The sequence below is a fragment of the Mycolicibacterium aurum genome, assembly GCF_900637195.1.
Classification (GTDB): Bacteria; Actinomycetota; Actinomycetes; order Mycobacteriales; family Mycobacteriaceae; genus Mycobacterium; species Mycobacterium aurum.
In genome coordinates this window covers 2,589,385-2,608,587 of sequence record NZ_LR134356.1, presented here as the reverse complement: position 1 = coordinate 2,608,587, position 19,203 = coordinate 2,589,385, and the positions used below count along the sequence as shown (strand labels likewise).

The 19,203-nt window shown below is 69.0% G+C and carries 17 protein-coding genes; 2 read left to right on the top strand and 15 right to left on the bottom strand.

Annotation, left to right across the window (positions count from 1 at the left end; translation table 11 throughout):
* Nucleotides 1-2 precede the first annotated feature (2 nt).
* The 3 genes from EL337_RS12500 to EL337_RS12490 form a co-directional block, all read right to left on the bottom strand.
* Nucleotides 3-2,003: a primosomal protein N' gene (locus tag EL337_RS12500; RefSeq protein WP_048631336.1), complete on the bottom strand. Its 2,001-nt coding sequence runs from the start codon at nucleotides 2,001-2,003 to the stop codon at nucleotides 3-5.
* A complete protein-coding gene (locus tag EL337_RS12495; RefSeq protein ID WP_048631546.1) occupies nucleotides 2,000-2,680 on the bottom strand; it encodes a lysoplasmalogenase in 681 nt (226 codons plus the stop codon). The genes EL337_RS12500 and EL337_RS12495 overlap by 4 nt, the downstream gene beginning before the upstream one ends.
* Nucleotides 2,681-2,768: 88 nt before the next feature.
* Complete coding sequence (locus EL337_RS12490; protein ID WP_232786744.1) at nucleotides 2,769-3,635, bottom strand: sugar phosphate isomerase/epimerase family protein; 867 nt, start codon at nucleotides 3,633-3,635, stop codon at nucleotides 2,769-2,771.
* Between the two features lie 87 nt (nucleotides 3,636-3,722).
* Here EL337_RS12490 and EL337_RS12485 point away from each other — a divergent pair, with 87 nt between their 5' ends.
* Together EL337_RS12485 and EL337_RS12480 are read left to right on the top strand one after the other, a co-directional pair.
* The gene (locus tag EL337_RS12485) at nucleotides 3,723-4,652 is read left to right on the top strand and encodes an alpha/beta hydrolase (RefSeq protein WP_048631335.1); all 930 of its coding nucleotides are present in this window, start codon (nucleotides 3,723-3,725) and stop codon (nucleotides 4,650-4,652) included.
* Nucleotides 4,653-4,703: 51 nt separating this feature from the next.
* The gene (locus tag EL337_RS12480; protein WP_048631334.1) at nucleotides 4,704-6,245 is read left to right on the top strand and encodes a flavin-containing monooxygenase; all 1,542 of its coding nucleotides are present in this window, start codon (nucleotides 4,704-4,706) and stop codon (nucleotides 6,243-6,245) included.
* Here the strand turns inward: EL337_RS12480 and metK are convergent.
* The 12 genes from metK to pyrR form a co-directional block, all read right to left on the bottom strand.
* Nucleotides 6,229-7,437 carry a methionine adenosyltransferase gene (metK, locus tag EL337_RS12475; RefSeq protein WP_048631333.1) on the bottom strand — a complete coding sequence of 403 codons (1,209 nt, stop codon included), beginning with the start codon at nucleotides 7,435-7,437 and terminating at the stop codon, nucleotides 6,229-6,231. The two genes, EL337_RS12480 and metK, sit on opposite strands and share 17 nt — an antisense overlap.
* A 148-nt stretch (nucleotides 7,438-7,585) precedes the next feature.
* Complete coding sequence (gene coaBC, locus EL337_RS12470; RefSeq protein ID WP_048631332.1) at nucleotides 7,586-8,836, bottom strand: bifunctional phosphopantothenoylcysteine decarboxylase/phosphopantothenate--cysteine ligase CoaBC; 1,251 nt, start codon at nucleotides 8,834-8,836, stop codon at nucleotides 7,586-7,588.
* A gap of 13 nt (nucleotides 8,837-8,849) precedes the next feature.
* Entirely contained in the window at nucleotides 8,850-9,164 is a 315-nt protein-coding gene (gene rpoZ, locus EL337_RS12465; protein WP_048631331.1) for a DNA-directed RNA polymerase subunit omega, read from the bottom strand.
* 54 nt (nucleotides 9,165-9,218) lie between these two features.
* On the bottom strand, nucleotides 9,219-9,830 hold the full coding sequence (gene gmk, locus EL337_RS12460; RefSeq protein WP_048631330.1) for a guanylate kinase: 612 nt from the start codon (nucleotides 9,828-9,830) through the stop codon (nucleotides 9,219-9,221).
* Nucleotides 9,831-9,838: 8 nt separating this feature from the next.
* A complete protein-coding gene (mihF, locus tag EL337_RS12455; protein WP_048631544.1) occupies nucleotides 9,839-10,159 on the bottom strand; it encodes an integration host factor, actinobacterial type in 321 nt (106 codons plus the stop codon).
* Between the two features lie 417 nt (nucleotides 10,160-10,576).
* Nucleotides 10,577-11,398, bottom strand: coding sequence for an orotidine-5'-phosphate decarboxylase (gene pyrF, locus EL337_RS12450; protein ID WP_083442999.1), 822 nt, complete (start codon nucleotides 11,396-11,398; stop codon nucleotides 10,577-10,579).
* Between the two features lie 2 nt (nucleotides 11,399-11,400).
* Nucleotides 11,401-14,739, bottom strand: a complete 3,339-nt coding sequence (carB, locus tag EL337_RS12445) for a carbamoyl-phosphate synthase large subunit (protein WP_048631329.1) — start codon at nucleotides 14,737-14,739, stop codon at nucleotides 11,401-11,403.
* Nucleotides 14,740-15,876: a glutamine-hydrolyzing carbamoyl-phosphate synthase small subunit gene (gene carA / locus EL337_RS12440; protein WP_048631328.1), complete on the bottom strand. Its 1,137-nt coding sequence runs from the start codon at nucleotides 15,874-15,876 to the stop codon at nucleotides 14,740-14,742.
* Nucleotides 15,873-16,376 carry a PH-like domain-containing protein gene (locus tag EL337_RS12435; protein WP_048631327.1) on the bottom strand — a complete coding sequence of 168 codons (504 nt, stop codon included), beginning with the start codon at nucleotides 16,374-16,376 and terminating at the stop codon, nucleotides 15,873-15,875. The genes carA and EL337_RS12435 overlap by 4 nt, the downstream gene beginning before the upstream one ends.
* Nucleotides 16,373-17,662: a dihydroorotase gene (locus EL337_RS12430; RefSeq protein WP_048631326.1), complete on the bottom strand. Its 1,290-nt coding sequence runs from the start codon at nucleotides 17,660-17,662 to the stop codon at nucleotides 16,373-16,375. Before EL337_RS12430 ends, EL337_RS12435 begins: the two co-directional genes overlap by 4 nt.
* Entirely contained in the window at nucleotides 17,659-18,606 is a 948-nt protein-coding gene (locus EL337_RS12425) for an aspartate carbamoyltransferase catalytic subunit (protein WP_048631325.1), read from the bottom strand. The genes EL337_RS12430 and EL337_RS12425 overlap by 4 nt, the downstream gene beginning before the upstream one ends.
* The gene (gene pyrR, locus EL337_RS12420) at nucleotides 18,603-19,184 is read right to left on the bottom strand and encodes a bifunctional pyr operon transcriptional regulator/uracil phosphoribosyltransferase PyrR (RefSeq protein WP_048631324.1); all 582 of its coding nucleotides are present in this window, start codon (nucleotides 19,182-19,184) and stop codon (nucleotides 18,603-18,605) included. Before pyrR ends, EL337_RS12425 begins: the two co-directional genes overlap by 4 nt.
* Between the last annotated feature and the right edge of the window lie 19 nt (nucleotides 19,185-19,203).

The following is a 19,203-nucleotide window of genomic DNA, read 5'->3' as shown; positions in this document are numbered from 1 at the left end:
GATCACCCTATGTGCAACGGGTCGATCTGGACACGAACTGGCTCATGATCGTGGCGAGCGCTCTGCGCCGCCGTAGCCCGCCGCAGCGCGGCCGCCAGATCCAGACCGGCGTTGCGCGGCACCCGGACCAGCATCCTGCTCACCGCATGATCAGCGGTCACCCCCGCGGGCCTGCGGGCCCCCATCGGCAGGTCGACCGGTCCGAGCAGGTCGGCGCCGTCCGGGAGCTCGGCGACGCCCAGCAGCGCGCTCACCGCATCCGGTGCCCCGTCGACCGCGGCGATGTGCACGGCCGGCGGCAACCCGACTTCGCTGCGCGAGTCCAGCTCGGCCTCCGCGTGGCCGACGGGATCCCATCGGATCAACGCCTGCACGGTCGGGATCGCCGACTCCGCCACCACGGTGACCACCCCGCCGTCGGCGCGGCTGCGGACCAGTGCGGCCGCGGCCATCCAGCGGCGCAACGTGTCCTCGGCCGCACGCAGGTCCTGGCGTCCCAGCAACGCCCAACTGTCCAGCAGCAGCGCTGCGCCGTAGCCGCCCTCGGCGGCCGGTTCGACGCCGGGTGTCGCGACGACCACCGCCGACCGCGGTGGCACGGAGGCCACCACCTCGTCACCGCCCGACGTGATCACCGGCGTCCCGGGGAACGCCCGACCCAGCTCCTCCGCGGTGCGGCGGGCGCCGACCACCACAGCCCGCACCGCGTCGGACCCGCACCGGACACAGCGCAGGCCCAGTTCCTCGCGGCCACACCACCGGCACACCGCACCGGGGGCGTCGCGTCCCGGCAGTGAGAGCGGGCCCGTGCAGTGCCTGCACCGCGCCACAGTGCGGCAGCGAGCACACGAGAGCGCGGGCACATAGCCGCGGCGGGGCACCTGGACGAGGACGGGCGCATTGTTCTTCAGTGCCGCGCGTGCCGCATCCAGCGCCACCGTCGGCAGCCGCGCGGTGCGCGCAGCCGGATCACGTTCCTGGGCGTAGGCGCTGTCCTCCAGCGCGACCACCCGCGGTGCGCGGGCCCGTACCGTCGCCCGGGTGGCAGTCAGGTCGTGCGCCCACCCGCTGCGCACCAGGGCCTGCGCCTCGGCCGTCCGCGCGTACCCGCCGATCATCGCCGCGCACCGCAGCTGGTGGGCCCGCAGCATCGCCACCTCACGCGCATGCGGGTAGGGGGCCCGCGGCTCAGACAGTGAATCGTCGCCGTCGTCCCACATCACGACGAGTCCCAGGTCGGCCACCGGCGCGAAAACCGCGCTGCGCGTACCGATCACCACGCGCGCATCGCCGCGCAGCACCGCCAGCCACCGCCGGTACCGCTCGGCCGGACCCAGCCCGGCCGACAGCGCCACCACCCTGGCCTCGGCCACCTCGGCGATCGCGGCCGCGTACAGCGCGTCGACGTCACGCTGGTCCGGCAGCACGGCCAGGACGCCGCGTCCCGAATAGGCCGTGACAGCGGCCGCTTCGGCGAGCCGCCGGGGCCAGGAGTCGCCGGGCAATGCCTGCCACACCGCCCTCGCGGCCCGCCCCTCCTGCAATGCGGAAATGAACTGCGCGCCACCGTTGTAGGACGACCACGCGGTGGCGTCGACGGTGCCCGGGGTGAGCGGTTCGACAGGTTTGGGTGTCTGCTTCTCCACGGTGGCGTGCCGGGGCGGCACGGCGAGACGAAGCACGTCGGCGCGGGTCCCCGCGTAGCGGGCCGTCACCGCGTCGACCAGACGCCGCACATCGTGGGTCAGCACGGATTCGGCAGACACCACCTTGTCCAGCCATCCGAGCTTGCCGACATGGTCGGTGTCCGAACGCCTTTCGAGGATGAACGCATCGACGAGCCTGCCGTGGAAGCGCACCTTGGCACGCACGCCCGGCTGGGCGTCGTCGGACAGGTCGGCGGGCACCAGGTAATCGAAGTCGCGGTCGAGGTGCGGCACCGTCAACATCGGCAGCACCCGCGCGACCGGCTCGTGCTCGGCTGCCTGCCGGGTGGTCGTCACACCGCAGGTCTAGCAGAGGGTCCCGACGCGCGGCCGAACAGCAGGCCCGCGGTGATCAGCAGCAGCGACGCCGCGTACGCCCACCAGATCGGCACGGCCAGCACCTCCGACCCGAGAACGAACCTGCTGATGCCGATCATCGCGTCGGAGACCGCGAAGCACACCGCGCCGAGTGCCGTCCACGGCGTCGGCAACCCGGCGAGCAGCGCCGTACACACCATCGCGCCCAGCACCGCGATGTACACGGTCACCGGGACGGCCATCGCCTGTTCGAGGAGCCGCGGCCAGAACCACACCAGCAGCGCCACACAGGCCACCGCCGTCACCGCGACTGCGGTGAGGCGCGCGCGCGACGGCCGCGACGACCGCGCCAGGGGGAACAGCGCGGCCAGGAAGCACAGGTGCGCGATCAGGAACGCCGCCAGGCCCAGCACGAATGACGGTTCCCACCAGGGCATCGCCAGCAGGTAATCCCCCGCGGCGGAGAACACCAGGGCAGCGACGAGCCAGCGGCGCTCCCGGGCGATGGGGTGGGCGAGCGCCGCGACTGCGAGCAGCACCGCAGCCGACGCCTTCACCGCGGGCTGCAGGCCGAACTGGCCGGTCAGCTCCGCGCCGGGCGGCACGCGCATCGCCACGACGATCAGGAAGACGCCGTAGCCGGCGGCCACCACCATGGCGGCACTCCACAGCGTGTGGGCGCGCAGCACCGCAGGTAGGGCCCGTCGCTGCGTCGTTGCCACGCGGAGAAACCTACTAAACCGGTCAGGCGGTCAGTTGAGACCGGTCTCTGTCCGCGGCCGACACCACGTCGCGCGCGGCCCGCAGCGCGGCGCGGGCCCGGACCGCGGCGGGAGCAGTCCACTGGACCGGCGCCTCGACACTGACAGGCACCGACGGCAGCGCTCGGAGCATCGGCACCAGGTCGATGCTTCCCTGACCGGGGAACAGCCGGGCGTTACGGCCCTGGAAGCGTAGCTCGTCCACCGAGGTCGGTCGCGGCAGCAGCGCATCACAGATCTGCACGTACCGCGTCCACTCCGGAGGCAGCGCCCGCAGGTCCTCGGCGGTGGCCAGCGCGCGGTCGTAGTGGATGGCGTCGACGAGGACCCCGACGCCGCTGCCGTGACATCGCCGCACGATCAGCGCTGCCTCGCGCAGGTCACGGACGTCGGTCCAGGGCATCGGCTCCAGGTTCGGGGTCAACCCGAAACCGTGGGCGAATTCGCCGAGTTCGGCCAGATTGTCGGCCAGCCGGGCGTGGTCGGGATCGTTACCGGTCACCAGGATCTGTTGCGCACCAAGGTATGCCCCGGTCTCCAGGAAGGCACCGAAGTCGTCGCGGACATTCGTGTCGGGTCGGAGCCGGAGCACCTCGATGTCCAGCAGGAACACGCCGGTGTCGTCGAGGCGTCGGCGCGTCTCGCGGATCATCGGGGTCTGCCCGAGTGTCGGCAGCACCGGCTCGTCGTCGGTGGCCCGGATGAGCCGCAGCCCCACACCGTCATATCCGGCGTCGGCTGCGCACGCCACGAGCTCTGGCGGGGTGAGCTCGAGGACCGTCAGCGGCGCCAGGGAGATCGGCCGCGCCTGACCGGCAACAGATCCTGGACGGCCCGCCATCGTGCCCATGCCCGCATCCTCACTTGTCGAAGTGGGCTCATTGTCGGGGAAACGGCACGGTAATTGGCGGCTACGTCCCCCGGTACGGTGTGTGCCATGGCTGAGTTGGATCCCGTGCTGCAGGCGGTGCTCGACGCCGTTCCGTTCCAGCTGACCATCGATGGTGGACCCGAATCGGCGCGTCAACGGTTCAACGAGTTGCCCCGCAGCCCGATCCTCCCGGAGGTCACCACCGAGGACCGCGTGATCGAGGGCCCGGGCGGCCCGCTTCCACTGCGGATCTACCGTCCGCCGTCGGAGGCTCCGGTACTGCCCGCCGTGGTGTTCATCCACGGCGGCGGCTGGACCGTCGGCGACCTGGACACCTATGACGGCCAGGCACGCATCCATGCGGCGGGCGCCCAAGCCGTCGTCGTGGCGATCGATTACCGCCTTGCGCCCGAGCATCCTTTCCCGGCCGCCGTCGACGACGCCTGGGCGGCCACACGGTGGGTCGTCGACAATGCCGCCGAGATCGGGATCGACGCGGGACGTCTGGCCGTGGCCGGTGACTCCGCCGGCGGCAATCTCGCCGCCGTGGTCGCCCAGTCCGCCCGCGACGCCGGGATCCCGCTGCGGTTCCAGCTGCTCTGGTACCCGTCGACGACGTTCGACACCTCACTGCCGTCGTTCACCGAGAACGCACACGCACCGATCCTCGACCTCGCTTCGTGCAAGGGCTTCAGCCGCTGGTACGTCGGCGACACCGACCTGTCGGACCCACCCGTCACGTTGGTCCCCGCACGCGGTGAGCTGGCGGGGTTGCCGCCGGCCTACATCGCTGTCGCCGGCCACGATCCGCTGCGTGACGACGGCGTCCGGTATGGCGAGCTTCTCGCCGCGGCCGGGGTACCGGTCGAGGTGCACAACGCCGAGTCGTTGGTTCACGGATACCTCGGCTATGCGGGCATCGTGCCCGCCGCCACCGAAGCCACCGACCGCGGGGTGAACGCGCTGCGCGCGGCGTTGGCGGACCGAACCGACTAATCACGCGGGAGACCGGCCCGGCTGGCGATATCGTCGGTCTCGGAGGCCCCCATGACCGCACCTGAGCACGCCGCGCCCGATTACCACACGGTGATCGTCGGTGCCGGGTTCTCCGGTATCGGGACGGCCATCGCACTGGACCGGTCCGGCATGACCGACTACCTCGTCATCGAAGCCGGCGACGAACCCGGCGGCACGTGGTACTGGAACACCTACCCCGGCATCGCGGTGGACATCCCGTCGTTCTCCTACCAGTTCTCGTTCGAGCAGAGCTCGGCCTGGTCACGCACGTACGCGCCCGGCCGCGAGCTGCGCAACTATGCCGCCCACTGTGTCGACAAGTACGGGTTGCGGCCCAGGATCCGTTTCGGGACTACCGTATCCGGCGCGGAATTCGATGAGACACAGAGCTTCTGGCGCGTGACGCTGGATTCATCGGGCCGGCACAGCACCGTGACCGCCCGGTTTCTGGTCAACGCCAGCGGTGTGTTGGCAGTCCCCAAGCCGCCCGACATCCCGGGGCTTGATTCGTTTGCCGGTGTGACGATGCACACCGCGCGCTGGGACCACGGGCAGGACCTGTCGGGCACGCGTGTCGCGATCATCGGCACCGGCGCGTCGGCGGTCCAGGTGGTCCCCGAGATCGCACCGATCGTCGAGCGGCTCACCGTCTTTCAGCGCACGCCCATCTGGTGCTTCCCGAAGTTCGACGTCCCGCTGTCGAGGATGGCGAAGGCGGCCATGCGGATACCGTTCGGCAAGACGGTGCAGCGTCTGGTCAGCCAGGCCTATGTCGAGCTGACATTCCCGTTGGCGGCGCAGTACTTCACACTCAATCCGATGGCCAAGCGGATGGGCGCCGTCGGAAAGGCCTACCTGCGCAAGCAGGTTGACGATCCCGTGGTCAGGGACAAGCTGACGCCGCGGTACGCGGTCGGCTGCAAGCGCCCGGGCTTCCACAACACGTATCTGTCGACGTTCAACCGCGACAACGTCGACCTGGTCACCGAGCCGATCGACGAGATCACCGAATCGGGCGCGGTTACGCGTGACGGCACCGTGCACGACGTCGATGTGCTGATCCTGGCGACCGGTTTCAGAGTGCTCGACACCGAGAACGTGCCGACGTTCCCGGTGACCGGGCCAGGTGGCGGCCGTCTTGCCGACTTCTGGAACGAGCACCGGCTGCAGGCCTACGAAGGGATCAGCATCCCGGGCTTCCCGAATTTCTTCACCGTGTTCGGCCCGTACGGGTACGTCGGCTCGTCGTACTTCGCCCTGATCGAGGCCCAGACGCGCCACATCGTGCGCTGCATCGACGCTGCCCGCAGCCGGCACGCGTATCGGGTCGAGGTGCGCCGCGACGCCAACGACCGCTACTTCGCCGAGATGATGCGCAAACGGCACCGGCAGATCTTCTGGCAGGATTCCTGCCGGCTGGCCAACAGCTACTACTTCGACCAGCACGGCGATGTGCCGCTGCGTCCGGCCAGCACCGTCGAGGCATACTGGCGCAGCCGCCGATTCCCGATCGACGACTACGCCTTCTCCGCTCAGGCGTCCGATGACGCCTCGATCAGACGGCAGCCTTGAGGTCGTCGACCTTGTTGAGCTGCTCCCAGGGAAGCTCGATGTCGGTGCGGCCGAAGTGGCCGTACGCCGCCGTGGGTGCGTAGATGGGGCGCAGCAGATCCAGGTCACGGATGATCGCGCCGGGGCGCAGGTCGAACACCTCGCCGATGGCCTTTTCGATCTTCAGCGGATCAACGGTCTCCGAGCCGAAGGTCTCGACGAACAGGCCGACCGGCGCCGCCTTGCCGATGGCGTAGGCCACCTGCACCTCGACGCGCTGCGCCAAGCCTGCGGCCACGACGTTCTTGGCCACCCAGCGCATCGCGTAGGCCGCCGAGCGGTCCACCTTGGACGGATCCTTGCCGGAGAACGCACCGCCGCCGTGGCGGGCCCACCCGCCGTAGGTGTCGACGATGATCTTGCGGCCGGTCAATCCGGCGTCGCCCATGGGGCCGCCGAGGACGAACTTGCCGGTCGGGTTGACCAGGATGCGGGGGTTGGAGATGTCCAACGTCTCGTGACCCAGCTCGGCGAGCACCGTGTCGATGACCTGCGCCTTGATGTCCGGGGTCAGCTGCGCGTCGAGGTCGATGCCGTCGGCGTGCTGTGTGGACAGCACCACGGTGTCGAGCCGCACCGGGGTGGTGCCGTCGTACTGCACGGTGACCTGGGTCTTGCCGTCCGGACGCAGGTAGTCCAGTGTGCCGTTCTTGCGGACGTCGGTCAGCTTGCGGGACAACCGGTGTGCGAGGGCGATCGGCAGCGGCATCAGCTCGGGGGTGTCGGCGATGGCGTAGCCGAACATCAGGCCCTGGTCGCCGGCGCCCTGGGCGTCGAGCGGGTCGCCCGCGCCTTCGACGCGAGTCTCGTGCGCGGTGTCGACACCCTGGGCGATATCGGGTGACTGAGCGCCGATGCCGATGTTCACACCGCAGGTGAGGCCGTCGAAACCCTTGTCGGAGTGGTCGTAGCCGATCTCCAGGATCCGCTCGCGGACGGTGTTGGTGATGTCGGCGAACGCGCTCTTGGCGGAGGTGGTGACCTCGCCGACGACGTGCACCTGACCGGTCGTCACCAGTGTCTCCACTGCAACGCGGGACTTCGGGTCGTCGGCGAGCAACGCGTCGAGCACCGAGTCGCTGATGGCGTCACAGATCTTGTCGGGATGCCCCTCGGTCACCGACTCACTGGTAAACAGCCGAGCTTCACTCACGTCCGATTCCTTCCACTCGGGAACACCCCGAAATAGGTAGACAGTCAATTTATATTTATCACCGATGTCGCGGCCCACGCGGGTCCTGTTGCACCCAAGCGTGCGCCCCCCATGTGCGCAACCCTTATGCGCAGTATGAAATCCCCCGTTACCCGCTACCGGAATGCAGGAAAGCCACGATCGCGTCCACAATACGGCTCGCGATCACGGTCTTCGACTCGTGCTCCAGCGCGGACTCGGATCCGTCGGCCGACAGCAGCCAGCCGTCGTTGTGGTCGACCTCGAAGGCGCGGTTCTCGCCGACGGCGTTGACCACCAGCAGGTCGCAGCCTTTGCGCTTCAGCTTGGCTCGCGCGTGGAAGAGGACGTCGCCGTTGGCGTCCCCTGTCTCGGCGGCGAAACCGACGATGGCCTGCATATTGGGCAGCTGACCGTCGTGGCGCGCGCGCACCGCGGTCGCGAGCACGTCGTCGTTGCGGATCAGCTCGATGGTCGGCTCGCCCTCGCCGGCGGGCCCCTTCTTGATCTTGCTGGTCGCCAGGTGGGCCGGACGGAAGTCCGCGACAGCGGCTGCCATCACCAGCACGTTGACCTCCGGAGCGTGCTTGGACACGGCGTCGCGGAGCTGCGCCGCCGACCCCACGTGGGTGACGTGCACACCGGCAGGGTCGATCAGACCTGCCGTGTTGCCCGCGATCAGTGTCACGTCGGCACCCCGCTGGGCCATCACCCGGGCCATCGCATAGCCCTGCTTGCCGGAGCTGCGGTTGCCGATGAAGCGCACGGGATCGATCGGCTCACGGGTACCGCCCGCGGTCACCAGCACTTTCACCCCACTCAGATCGTGGGGCAACGCGTCGGCCCGCGCCAGCAGCAGCTGAGCCAGCGTGGTGATCTCCTCGGCCTCGGGCAGGCGGCCCGGACCGGTGTCTGCCCCGGTCAGCCGGCCGGACGCCGGCTCCATCACGACCGCGCCGCGACGCCGCAGCGTCGCCACATTGTCGGTGGTCGCGGGGTGAAGCCACATCTCGGTGTGCATGGCCGGCGCGTAGAGCACCGGGCACCGGGCGGTCAGCAGAGTTGCAGTCAGTAGGTCATCGGCGCGGCCGATCGCCGCGCGTGCCAGCAGGTCCGCGGTGGCCGGGGCGACGACCACGAGGTCGGCTCCCTGCCCGATCCGGACGTGCGGAACCTCGTGGACGTCCTCGAAGACCCCGGTGTGTACCGGATTACCCGAGAGCGCCTCGAAGGTCGCGGCCCCGACGAACCGCAGGGCGGACTCGGTCGGAATGACGCGGACGGAATGTCCGGCCTCGGTGAGCTGACGAACCACCGTCGCCGCCTTGTAGGCGGCGATGCCGCCGGCGACACCGACGATGATCCGCTTGCGACCCGACATGGCGGAGCCGCTGCTACTCGCCCTCGGTGTGCTCGAGGAGGTCTCCGTGGATCTCGCGCATCGCGATCGAGAGCGGCTTCTCCTGCAGACCGGGCTCGACCAGCGGACCGACGTATTCGAGGATGCCGTCACCGAGCTGGTTGTAGTAGTCGTTGATCTGCCGGGCGCGCTTGGCGGCGTAGATCACCAGCGCATACTTGCTCGACGCGCGGTCCAGCAACTCGTCAATGGGCGGGTTGGTGATGCCCAACGGCGTGTCGTAGGCGCTGGCAGCGGTCGGATCGATGTCCACGGCGGCCAGCCGCGTGTCGGCGTGCGGGGTGCTCACAGAGAGGTTCTCCTGGCGGTTTTGACGAGCTTTACGGATCGTGCGGGGCGACGATCAAGGGTGATCGCGGGGCACCGGCGTGCGGGCCACCAGCAAGGATACCAATTCTGCGCAGGCAGACTCCAATTGACTGTTGACCACGACTTCGTCGAAGTCGCCTTGAGCGGCCAGCTCCGCCCTGGCGGTCTGCAGGCGCCGCGCCATCACCTCCGGCGTTTCGGTGCCGCGCGAGAGCAGCCGCTGTTCGAGCGCGTCCCAGCTCGGAGGGGCCAGAAAGACCGAGATCGCCTCGGGCATGGCCTTCTTGACTGCGCGCGCGCCCGCGAGGTCGACCTCGATCAGGACCGGCCGACCGGCTGCCGCGGCCGCCCGCACGGGTGCGGCGGGGGTTCCGGAACGATGCAGTCCGCCGTGGATGTCCGCCCATTCCAGCAGGGCGCCGTCGTCGATGAGCTGCTGAAACTCTTCTGCCGTCACGAACGTGTAGTCCACGCCGTCTACCTCGCCCGGGCGGGGGGCCCGCGTGGTCACCGACACACTGAAGTGCAGGTCGGGAATGCGTTCCCGCAGGCACCGGACGACGGTGGACTTACCAACGGCAGACGGGCCGGACAGCACCAGGACCGTAGCCCTGGGTGTGCCGTCCGACCCGCTACCTTCGCTCACAACCTCTCTTAGGAGGTGAAGTCGAACTTTTCCAACAATGCCTTGCGCTGACGATCTCCCAGACCACGCAGACGGCGCGTCGGAGCGATCTCCAGCTCGGTCATGATCTCCTGCGCCTTGACCTTGCCGACCTTGGGCAGAGCCTCCAGCAGTGCGGAGACCTTCATCTTGCCCAAGACCTCGTCGGTCTCGGCATCCTTCAGGACCTGCTTGAGGTTGGTGCCGCCGCGCTTGAGCCGGTCTTTGAGCTCGGCACGTGCTCGCCGTGCGGCAGCAGCCTTCTCCAACGCTGCCGCGCGCTGTTCGTCGGTCAACTGGGGAAGGGCCACGGGTTCCTCCGTCTTCGTCACCATTACTGATTTGTCTCGGCTGGTAGTGGCGGAACCAGAACCAGCCAGCGTGGACGACCGTACCCACGCACGCTGACGAAAGCTAACCCCACCCCCCGGTTACGGCGTCAAAAGCCCAGCGTGTAGCGCGCTGCCGGATTGTCGCGGACGTGGGAGCCGGCGGGTCGCTCGCTTCTCCAGCGACCCCGGCCGTCGCTAAAACGCCTGCATATCCGGGGTGTTCGCGCGATCTCGGCGGCCGCAGCGCATTTTCCGCCCCGCCGGAAGCCCGGACGGAGAACCCCCGGGTGCGCGGATCTGAGAATTTTCGCTGGTCATCGCAATGTCGGGCGTGTCGCGGAACGGCTTCGAGCCGGTAACGGCGTCCGTGTGACCTCGACGGTCAGTCAATCGGCGTCACACGGAGCGGGCGAGGTACGCGACGGCGTCGCGCATCCGTTCCGCGGCGCCGCGCAGCGCGGCCACGTCCGGTCCGGCCCGCAGCACCTCGCGCGACACGGCGGGCAACAGGTGCCCCGGCCGGGCACCTCCGAGGCCGGCCAGCGTCTCGGGACGGCCACCCTGAGCCCCGACGCCGGGTACCAGCACGGGCCCGTTGAACTCGCGGAGATCCGGCGGATCGGTCAGCGTCGCCCCGACCACCACCCCGACCGAGCCGTTCCGCTCCGCCGCATTCAGCGCCGCGGCGTCGTCCACGATCGACTGGGCCACGGTCCGGCCGTCGGTGGCGGCGCGCTGCACCGACGCGCCTTCGGGGTTGGATGTCGCGGCGAGGACGAAGACTCCCCGGTCATGTCGGCGCGCGGTGTCCAGCAGCGGTTGCAGCGACCCGAACCCCAGGTAGGGCGAGGCTGTCACGGCATCGGCGGCCAACGGCGAATCGCCCGCCCAGGCATCGGCGTATGCGGCCATCGTCGAGCCGATGTCGCCGCGCTTGGCATCGGCGAGCACCAGCACACCCGCCTCGCGCAGTGCGGCGATCGTGCGCTCCAGCACCGCGAAACCGGCCGAACCGTAGGCCTCGAAGAACGCCACCTGGGGTTTGACCACCGCGAAACCCTCGAACGCGGTCACACAGAGATCGCTGAACCGCGCAAGGCCGTCCGGGTCGGCGCCCAGACCCCACGCGTGCAGCAACTCGGTGTGCGGGTCGATGCCGAGGCACAGCGGCCCCCGCTGCGCCATCGCGGCGGACAGGCGGTCACCGAAGCCGCCCACCCTCAGGACCCCAGCGTGCTGTGGAGTTCCTGCAGCGACATCACGCCGATGTCTCCGCGGATCCCCGCCTCGATGCCCTGCACCGCCGCTGAGGCGCCCTGCACGGTGGTCACGCACGGGATGTTCATCGACACCGCGGCGGACCGGATCTCGTAGCCGTCGATGCGTGGGCCGGAGTTGCCGTACGGGGTGTTGATCACCATGTCGATCTCGCCGGCCTTGATCGCGTCGACCGCGGACAGCGCAGGCCGGTCAGGGCTGGGTTCTTCGAAATGCTTGCGCACCTCGTCGCACGGAATCCCGTTGCGGCGCAACATCTCCGCAGTGCCCTCGGTGGCGAGGATCTTGAAGCCGAGGTCGGCGAGGCGCTTGACCGGGAACACCAGTGAGCGCTTGTCCCGGTTCGCGACCGACACGAACACCGTGCCGCTGGCGGGCAGCGACCCGTACGCGGCGGTCTGGCTCTTGGCGAACGCGCTACCGAAGTCGCGGTCGATACCCATGACTTCGCCGGTGGACTTCATCTCCGGGCCGAGCAACGAATCGATCTGGCTTCCGTCGGCCTTGCGGAACCGGTGGAAGGGCAGCACCGCTTCCTTGACGGCGACCGGGGCGTTGCGGGCAGTGGTCCCCCCGTCGCCGGAGGCAGCCAGAACACCTTCCTCGCGCAGCTGCGCGATGGTGGCGCCCAGCATGATCCGGGCACACGCCTTGGCCAGCGGAACAGCGGTGGCCTTGGACACGAACGGCACGGTCCGGCTGGCCCGCGGATTCGCTTCCAACACGTAGAGCACATCGTCCTTGAGGGCGTACTGCACGTTGAGCAGTCCGACGACGCCGACGCCGAACGCGATGGCCTCGGTGGCGCGGCGCACCGCCTCGATGTCACTGCGGCCCAGCGTCACCGGGGGCAGCGCGCAGGCCGAGTCGCCGGAGTGGATGCCGGCTTCCTCGATGTGTTCCATGACGCCGCCGATGTACACCTCGGTGCCGTCGCACAGTGCGTCGACGTCGATCTCGATCGCATCTTCGAGGAATCGGTCCACCAGGACGGGGTGCTCGGGTGAGAGCTGGGTGGCCCGGGTGATGTAGCCCTCGAGAGTCTGCTCGTCGTAGACGATCTCCATCCCGCGCCCGCCCAGCACGTAGGACGGCCGGACCAGCACCGGGTAGCCGATGTCGGCTGCGATCCGGCGGGCCTGGTCGAAGCTGGTCGCCATGCCGAACCGCGGTGCGGGTAGGCCGGCGCGGCGCAGCACCTCACCGAACTCGCCGCGGTCTTCGGCCAGATCGATGGCTTCGGGCTTGGTGCCGACGATGGGCACCCCGGCCTTCTCCAGCCGCTCGGCCAGCCCGAGGGGTGTCTGCCCGCCGAGCTGGACGATGACGCCGACGACGCCGGGCCCGCCCTGGCCCGACGCCTGCTCGGCGTAATAGACCTCGAGGACGTCCTCGAACGTCAGCGGCTCGAAGTACAGCCGGTCAGCGGTGTCGTAGTCGGTGGACACCGTCTCCGGGTTGCAGTTGATCATCACCGTCTCGAACCCCGCCTGGCTCAGCGTGGTCGCGGCGTGCACACAGCTGTAGTCGAACTCGATGCCCTGCCCGATGCGGTTGGGGCCCGACCCGAGGATCAGTACCTTCGGTCGGTCGACCTGGGGTGCCACCTCGGTTTCGGCTCCGGGGTCCAGCTCGTAACTGCTGTAGTGATAGGGCGTCTTGGCCTCGAACTCGGCGGCGCAGGTGTCGACGGTCTTGTACACCGGGTGGATGCCGAGCCGCTGGCGCAGCGCCCGCACCCCCATCTCACCCGCCAGCTCCGGCCGCAGCGCCGCGATCTGACCGTCGGAGAGCCCGCTGTGCTTGCTGCGGCGCAGCAGTTCACCGTCGAGCACCGGGGCGTCGACCAGCTCGGCGCGCAGATCGACCAGCCCTTTGATCTGCTCGACGAACCACGGATCGACACCGGATGCCTCGGCGACCTGTTCGACACCGGCGCCGAGGCGCAACGCGTACTCGATGTCGTAGAGCCGGCCGTCGGTGGGGGTGCGCAGCCGGTCGAGGACATCGGCTACGTCCCCCAAAGGTTCCGTACCGGTCCAGAAGCCTGCCCTGCCGGTCTCCAGCGAGCGCATCACCTTGCCGAGGGCTTCGACGAAGTTGCGGCCCAACGACATCGCCTCGCCCACCGACTTCATGGTGGTGGTCAGCGTCGCGTCGGCACCGGGGAACTTCTCGAACGCGAACCGTGGCGCCTTGACCACCACGTAGTCCAGCGTGGGTTCGAAGCAGGCAGGCGTTTCCTTGGTGATGTCGTTGACGATCTCGTCGAGGGTGTAGCCGATGGCCAGCTTGGCGGCGATCTTGGCGATCGGGAACCCGGTGGCCTTCGATGCCAGCGCACTGGAGCGGGACACCCGCGGGTTCATCTCGATGACGATGAGCCTGCCGTCTTTGGGGTTGACGGCGAACTGGATGTTGCAGCCGCCGGTGTCCACGCCGACCTCGCGCAGGATGTCGATACCCAGGGTGCGCATCACCTGGTACTCGCGGTCGGTCAGCGTCATCGCCGGTGCGACGGTCACCGAGTCGCCGGTGTGGACGCCCATCGGGTCGAAGTTCTCGATCGAGCACACCACCACGACGTTGTCGCGGCCGTCGCGCATCAGCTCGAGCTCGTACTCCTTCCACCCGTAGATGGACTCTTCGATCAGCACGTTCGCCGACGGGGAGGCCGCCAGACCCTCGCCGGCCATCCGGTCCACGTCCTCGGCCGAATACGCCATGCCGGAGCCGAGTCCGCCCATCGTGAAGCTCGGCCGCACCACGACGGGCAGTCCGAGCTCGGCGACGGTGTCCCGCACCTCGTCCATCGTGAAACAGACGCGGGATTTGGCCGACTCACCGCCCACCTTGGCGACGATGTCCTTGAACTTCTGCCGGTCCTCGCCGCGCTGGATGGCGTCGAAGTCCGCGCCGATCAGCTCGACGCCGTACCTGTCGAGGGCACCGTTCTCGTACAGCTTGACCGCGGTGTTGAGCGCCGTCTGCCCGCCGAGGGTGGCCAGCAGCGCGTCGATCTTGTTGCCGCGCTCGGCCTGCTGGGCGAAGATCTTCTCGACGAACTCGGCGGTGATGGGCTCGACATAGGTGTGGTCGGCGTACTCCGGGTCGGTCATGATCGTCGCCGGGTTGGAGTTGACGAGGCTGACCTGCAGGCCCTCGGCCCGCAGCACACGGCAGGCCTGGGTGCCGGAATAGTCGAACTCGCAGGCCTGACCGATGATGATCGGCCCGGAGCCGATGACCAGGACGTGGTTGAGATCTGGGCGACGCGGCATCTACTTGTTTCCTGCCATCAGGTCGACGAACTGGTCGAACAGGTACTCGGCGTCCCGCGGGCCCGCGGCAGCCTCCGGGTGGTACTGCACCGAGAAGGCCCGGCCGTTGGACAGCCGAACCCCTTCCACCACACCGTCGTTGGCGCAGGTGTGGCTGACCTCGGCCCGACCGAAGTCGGTATCGAACGTCTGGCCGGCTTCACCTTCCAAGGCGAACCCGTGGTTCTGGGCGGTGATCGCGACCCGGCCGGTGGCATGGTCCATCACCGGGATGTTGATGCCGCGATGGCCGAACACCATCTTGTAGGTGCCCAGGCCCAGCGCCCGGCCCAGAATCTGGTTGCCGAAGCAGATGCCGAACAGCGGGATTCCGGCGTTCAGGACGTCACGGGTGACGCCGACGATGTGGTCGGCGGTGGCCGGGTCGCCCGGCCCGTTCGACAGGAAGACGCCGTCGGGTTTGAGATCGGCGATGTGGTCGAAGGTCGCCGCGGACGGAAGCACCACGCTGCGGATCCCGCGCGCGGCGAAGTTGCGCGGTGTGTTCGTCTTGATGCCGAGGTCCAGCGCGGCAACGGTGAACCGGTGCGTCCCTTCGGGTTCCACCACGTAGTCGGTGTCCGTGCTGACCTCGCCCGCCAGGTCGGCGCCCAGCATGGCCCCCTGCCCGCGCACGCGCGCCACCAACTCGTCGACGGGGGCGCCCGCAGCGGCACCGCTGAACACGCCGGCCTTCATCGAGCCTCGGCTGCGCAGGTGCCGCACCGCCGCGCGGGTGTCGATGCCTGCGATGCCGACGATGCCCTGCCGCCGCAGCTCGTCATCCAACGTGCCGCTGGCCCGCCAGTTCGACGCGCGCGGCGAGGGATCCCGCACGGCGTAGCCGGCGACCCAGATCTTGTCACCGCGGCTCTCGCTGTCCTCGGTGTTCCAGCCGGTGTTGCCGATCTGCGGTGCGGTGGCGATCACGATCTGCCGGTGATAGCTCGGGTCGGTCAGGGTCTCCTGATAGCCCGACATCCCGGTCGAGAAGACGGCCTCACCGAGGGTTTCGCCGGTCGCGCCGAACGGAGTGCCGGTGAAGACCCGGCCGTCCTCCAGCACCAACACCGCATTCTGTGCCTGCACGCTTGTCATGCCACTTCCTCCGGGAGCCATTTCGAGTAATCACGACGGTCGTCGGCGCGGAACCCGGTTTCGATCTCGACGCCCGACGGCAGCCGCCAGCGGATCGCCAGGATGCCTTCATGGGTGAGCGCTTTGCCGGCAAGCCGCTTCTCGGTACGGATGTCGGCGACGGCATCCTCAGGTATCCAGATCGGACCGGACCCAGTGCGCTGCACCATGATTCCTTCGGGGTAGCGGGTGAGCACAGCCTTGGCCCGGAACCCGAGATCACCCGCGGCGACCCGGTCGTTCCAGTGCGGCACCAGGGTGCTGCCGACATAGAGGCCTTTGATCGGCGGGATGAGCACAGGTCCGACGGTGTCGGGCAGCGACGGCAGGGTGCCGACGATCTGGACCTGCCGCTCGATGCGGTGGCGCCACCCGCGCATCATCGCCTGGATCAGCACCGCGATCAGCACGACGAGTATGCCCGCCATGACCAGGGAGATGACCAGCGTCGGGGTGTTCACGTGCCCGCCTTCCCGTCGCGGGCGGTGACCGTGCCACGGAGCATCGTCACTGTGACGACACCGGGCAGCTCCATATCCTCGTACGGGGTGTTGTCCGAACGGCTGGCCAGCGCCGGCCCCGTCACCGTCCAGCGTGCGGCGGGATCGATCACCGTCAGGTTCGCCGGCTCCCCCACCTCAAGCGGCCTGCCCTGATCGGGCAGCCCGACGATGCGGGCAGGGGCCTCACTCATCACGCGGGCGACATCGCGCCAGGTCAGCAGGCCGGGGTTCACCATCGTCTCCACGACCACCGACAGCGCGGTCTGCAGCCCGAGCATGCCGGGCCGGGCGTTGGCGAACTCGCACATCTTCTCGTGGGCGGCGTGCGGGGCGTGATCGGTGGCCACACAGTCGATCACGCCGTCGGCGAGGGCCTGACGCAGGGCGATCGCGTCGCTGGCTTCTCGCAGCGGCGGATTCACGCGATTGCGCCCGTCGTAGGTCTGCAGCCGGGCGTCGTCGAGCAGTAGGTGGTGGGGCGTGACCTCGGCGGTGATCGAGATCCCCTGCTCCTTGGCCCAGCGGACCAGCTCCACGCTGCCCGCCGTCGAGGCGTGGCAGATGTGCACCCGGGCTCCGGCGTCCCGTGCCAGCAGAGCGTCCCGCGCGACGATCGACTCCTCCGCGGCGCGCGGCCACCCCGCCAGCCCGAGGCGCGCGGCATTGGGGCCTTCGTGCGCGACAGCACCGACCGTCAGTCGTGGCTCCTCGGCGTGCTGGGCGATCAGCACACCGAGACCGGACGCGTACTCCAGGGCACGGCGCATGACCAGCGGATCATCCACGCACACACCGTCGTCGGAGAACATCCTGACCTGGCCCACGCCCGCGGCCATCAGGCCCATCTCGGTGAGCTGCTTGCCCTTGAGGCCGACGGTCACCGCCCCGACGGGATGCACGTCGACGAGTCCGACCTGCTGCCCGCGGTGCCACACGTGGTCGGTCACCACCGCGGAGTCGGCGACCGGATCGGTGTTGGCCATGGCGAAAACAGCCGTGTACCCACCGAGAGCCGCCGCAGCCGAACCGGTTTCGATGTCCTCGGCGTACTCGCGGCCGGGCTCGCGCAGATGGGTGTGCAGGTCGACGAAGCCGGGCAGCATGATCTGACCGGTGCAGTCGATGGTCTCTGTGCCCGCCGGCGCGTCGAGCCGCTCCCCGATCTCGGCGATCTGCCCGTCGGCGATCCGCACGTCGACCGGGTCGCCCTCGCCGTAGAGGAGCACCCCTCTCACTACCGTCATGCGCTGATCGCTTCCTCTTCTGCGCCGACGAGCAGGTGGAAGAGCACCGCCATGCGCACGTGGACACCATTGGAAACCTGTTGCAGCACAGCCGATTGCGATGAGTCCGCCACGGAGTAGGCGATCTCCATGCCGCGCATCATCGGACCGGGGTGCAGTACGACGGTATGTTCGGCCAGCTGTGACTGCCGCTTCTCGGACAATCCGTAGCGCACCGAATACTCGCGTGCCGACGGGAAGAAGCCGCCGTTCATCCGTTCGGCCTGTACCCGAAGCATCAGCACCGCGTCGGCCAGCGGCAGTTCGGCATCCAGGTCGTGGGAGACCGTGACCGGCCACCCCGCGACACCGACAGGCAGCAGCGTGGGCGGAGCGACGAGCACCACCTCGGCGCCGAGGGTGTTCAGCAGCGCCACGTTGGAACGCGCCACCCGGCTGTGCAGCACGTCACCGACGATCACGACGCGCTTGCCCTCGATCGACCCGAGCCGCTGCCGGATGGTCAACGCGTCGAGCAGAGCCTGGGTGGGATGTTCGTGGGTGCCGTCGCCGGCGTTGATGACCGACGGTCCACCGTGTTCGTCGACCGTCCACTCGGCGAGCTGCTGTGCCGCCCCCGAGGCGGGATGACGGATGATCAGGGCGTCGGCGCCGGCCGCGCGCAGCGTCAGCGCGGTGTCGCGCAGCGACTCCCCTTTGGAGACAGACGATCCCGAGGCGCTGACGTTGATGACGTCAGCGCTCATCCACTTGCCCGCCACCTCGAACGACACCCGGGTCCTGGTGGAGTTCTCGTAGAACATCGTGATGATGGTGCGGCCCCGCAGCGTGGGCAGCTTCTTCACCTCGCGGCCCACCAGTGCCTCGCGGAACCGGTCGGCGTTGTCGAGGATCGCGGTGGCGTCGTCGCGGCTGAGATCGGCCGCGGTCAGCAGGTGCTTCACCTTGGAGGGCCTCCGTACGGTGCGATGTGGACGCCGTCGTGACCGTCGTCCTCGGTGAGCCGCACCTTGACGTTCTCGGCGCGCGATGTCGGCACGTTCTTGCCGACGTAGTCGGCGCGGATCGGCAGCTCGCGGTGTCCGCGGTCCACCAGCACCGCCAGTTGCACGGCCTTGGGACGGCCGAGGTCGCGGAGCGCGTCGAGCGCAGAGCGCACCGACCTGCCGGTGTAGAGCACGTCGTCGACCAGGATCACCAGCGCACCGTCGATGCCGCCGTCGGGGATCGAGGTGGAGGCGAGCGCGCGCGGAGGCTTGCTCATGAGGTCGTCGCGGTAAAGCGTGGTGTCCAGGGCGCCGTGGGCGACGTCGACTCCGCTGAATTCGGCGATGTTGCGGGCGATCCGGGAGGCGAGGGTGACGCCGCGGGTCGGAATGCCCAGAAGGATGACGCGAGGAGCATCGGAACCGTCGAGTGCGGTCTTCTCGATGATCTGATGGGCCATGCGAGCGATGGTGCGGCTGACGTCCGCTGCGGACATCAGCTCCCGGTCGGAGCCGGTCTGATCTGGCGAGCCCACGAGTGAGCCGGACCTCCTT

Coding starts and splice junctions, on each gene's coding strand:
- EL337_RS12495 (WP_048631546.1), bottom strand. CDS start 2,680: ATGGTGGTGGCCGCCGGCTACGGCGTCTTCCTGATCGTCGTGGCGATG.
- EL337_RS12430 (WP_048631326.1), bottom strand. CDS start 17,662: ATGACGGTAGTGAGAGGGGTGCTCCTCTACGGCGAGGGCGACCCGGTC.
- carA (WP_048631328.1), bottom strand. CDS start 15,876: ATGACAAGCGTGCAGGCACAGAATGCGGTGTTGGTGCTGGAGGACGGC.
- EL337_RS12480 (WP_048631334.1), top strand. CDS start 4,704: ATGACCGCACCTGAGCACGCCGCGCCCGATTACCACACGGTGATCGTC.
- coaBC (WP_048631332.1), bottom strand. CDS start 8,836: ATGTCGGGTCGCAAGCGGATCATCGTCGGTGTCGCCGGCGGCATCGCC.
- EL337_RS12490 (WP_232786744.1), bottom strand. CDS start 3,635: ATGGGCACGATGGCGGGCCGTCCAGGATCTGTTGCCGGTCAGGCGCGG.
- carB (WP_048631329.1), bottom strand. CDS start 14,739: ATGCCGCGTCGCCCAGATCTCAACCACGTCCTGGTCATCGGCTCCGGG.
- EL337_RS12485 (WP_048631335.1), top strand. CDS start 3,723: ATGGCTGAGTTGGATCCCGTGCTGCAGGCGGTGCTCGACGCCGTTCCG.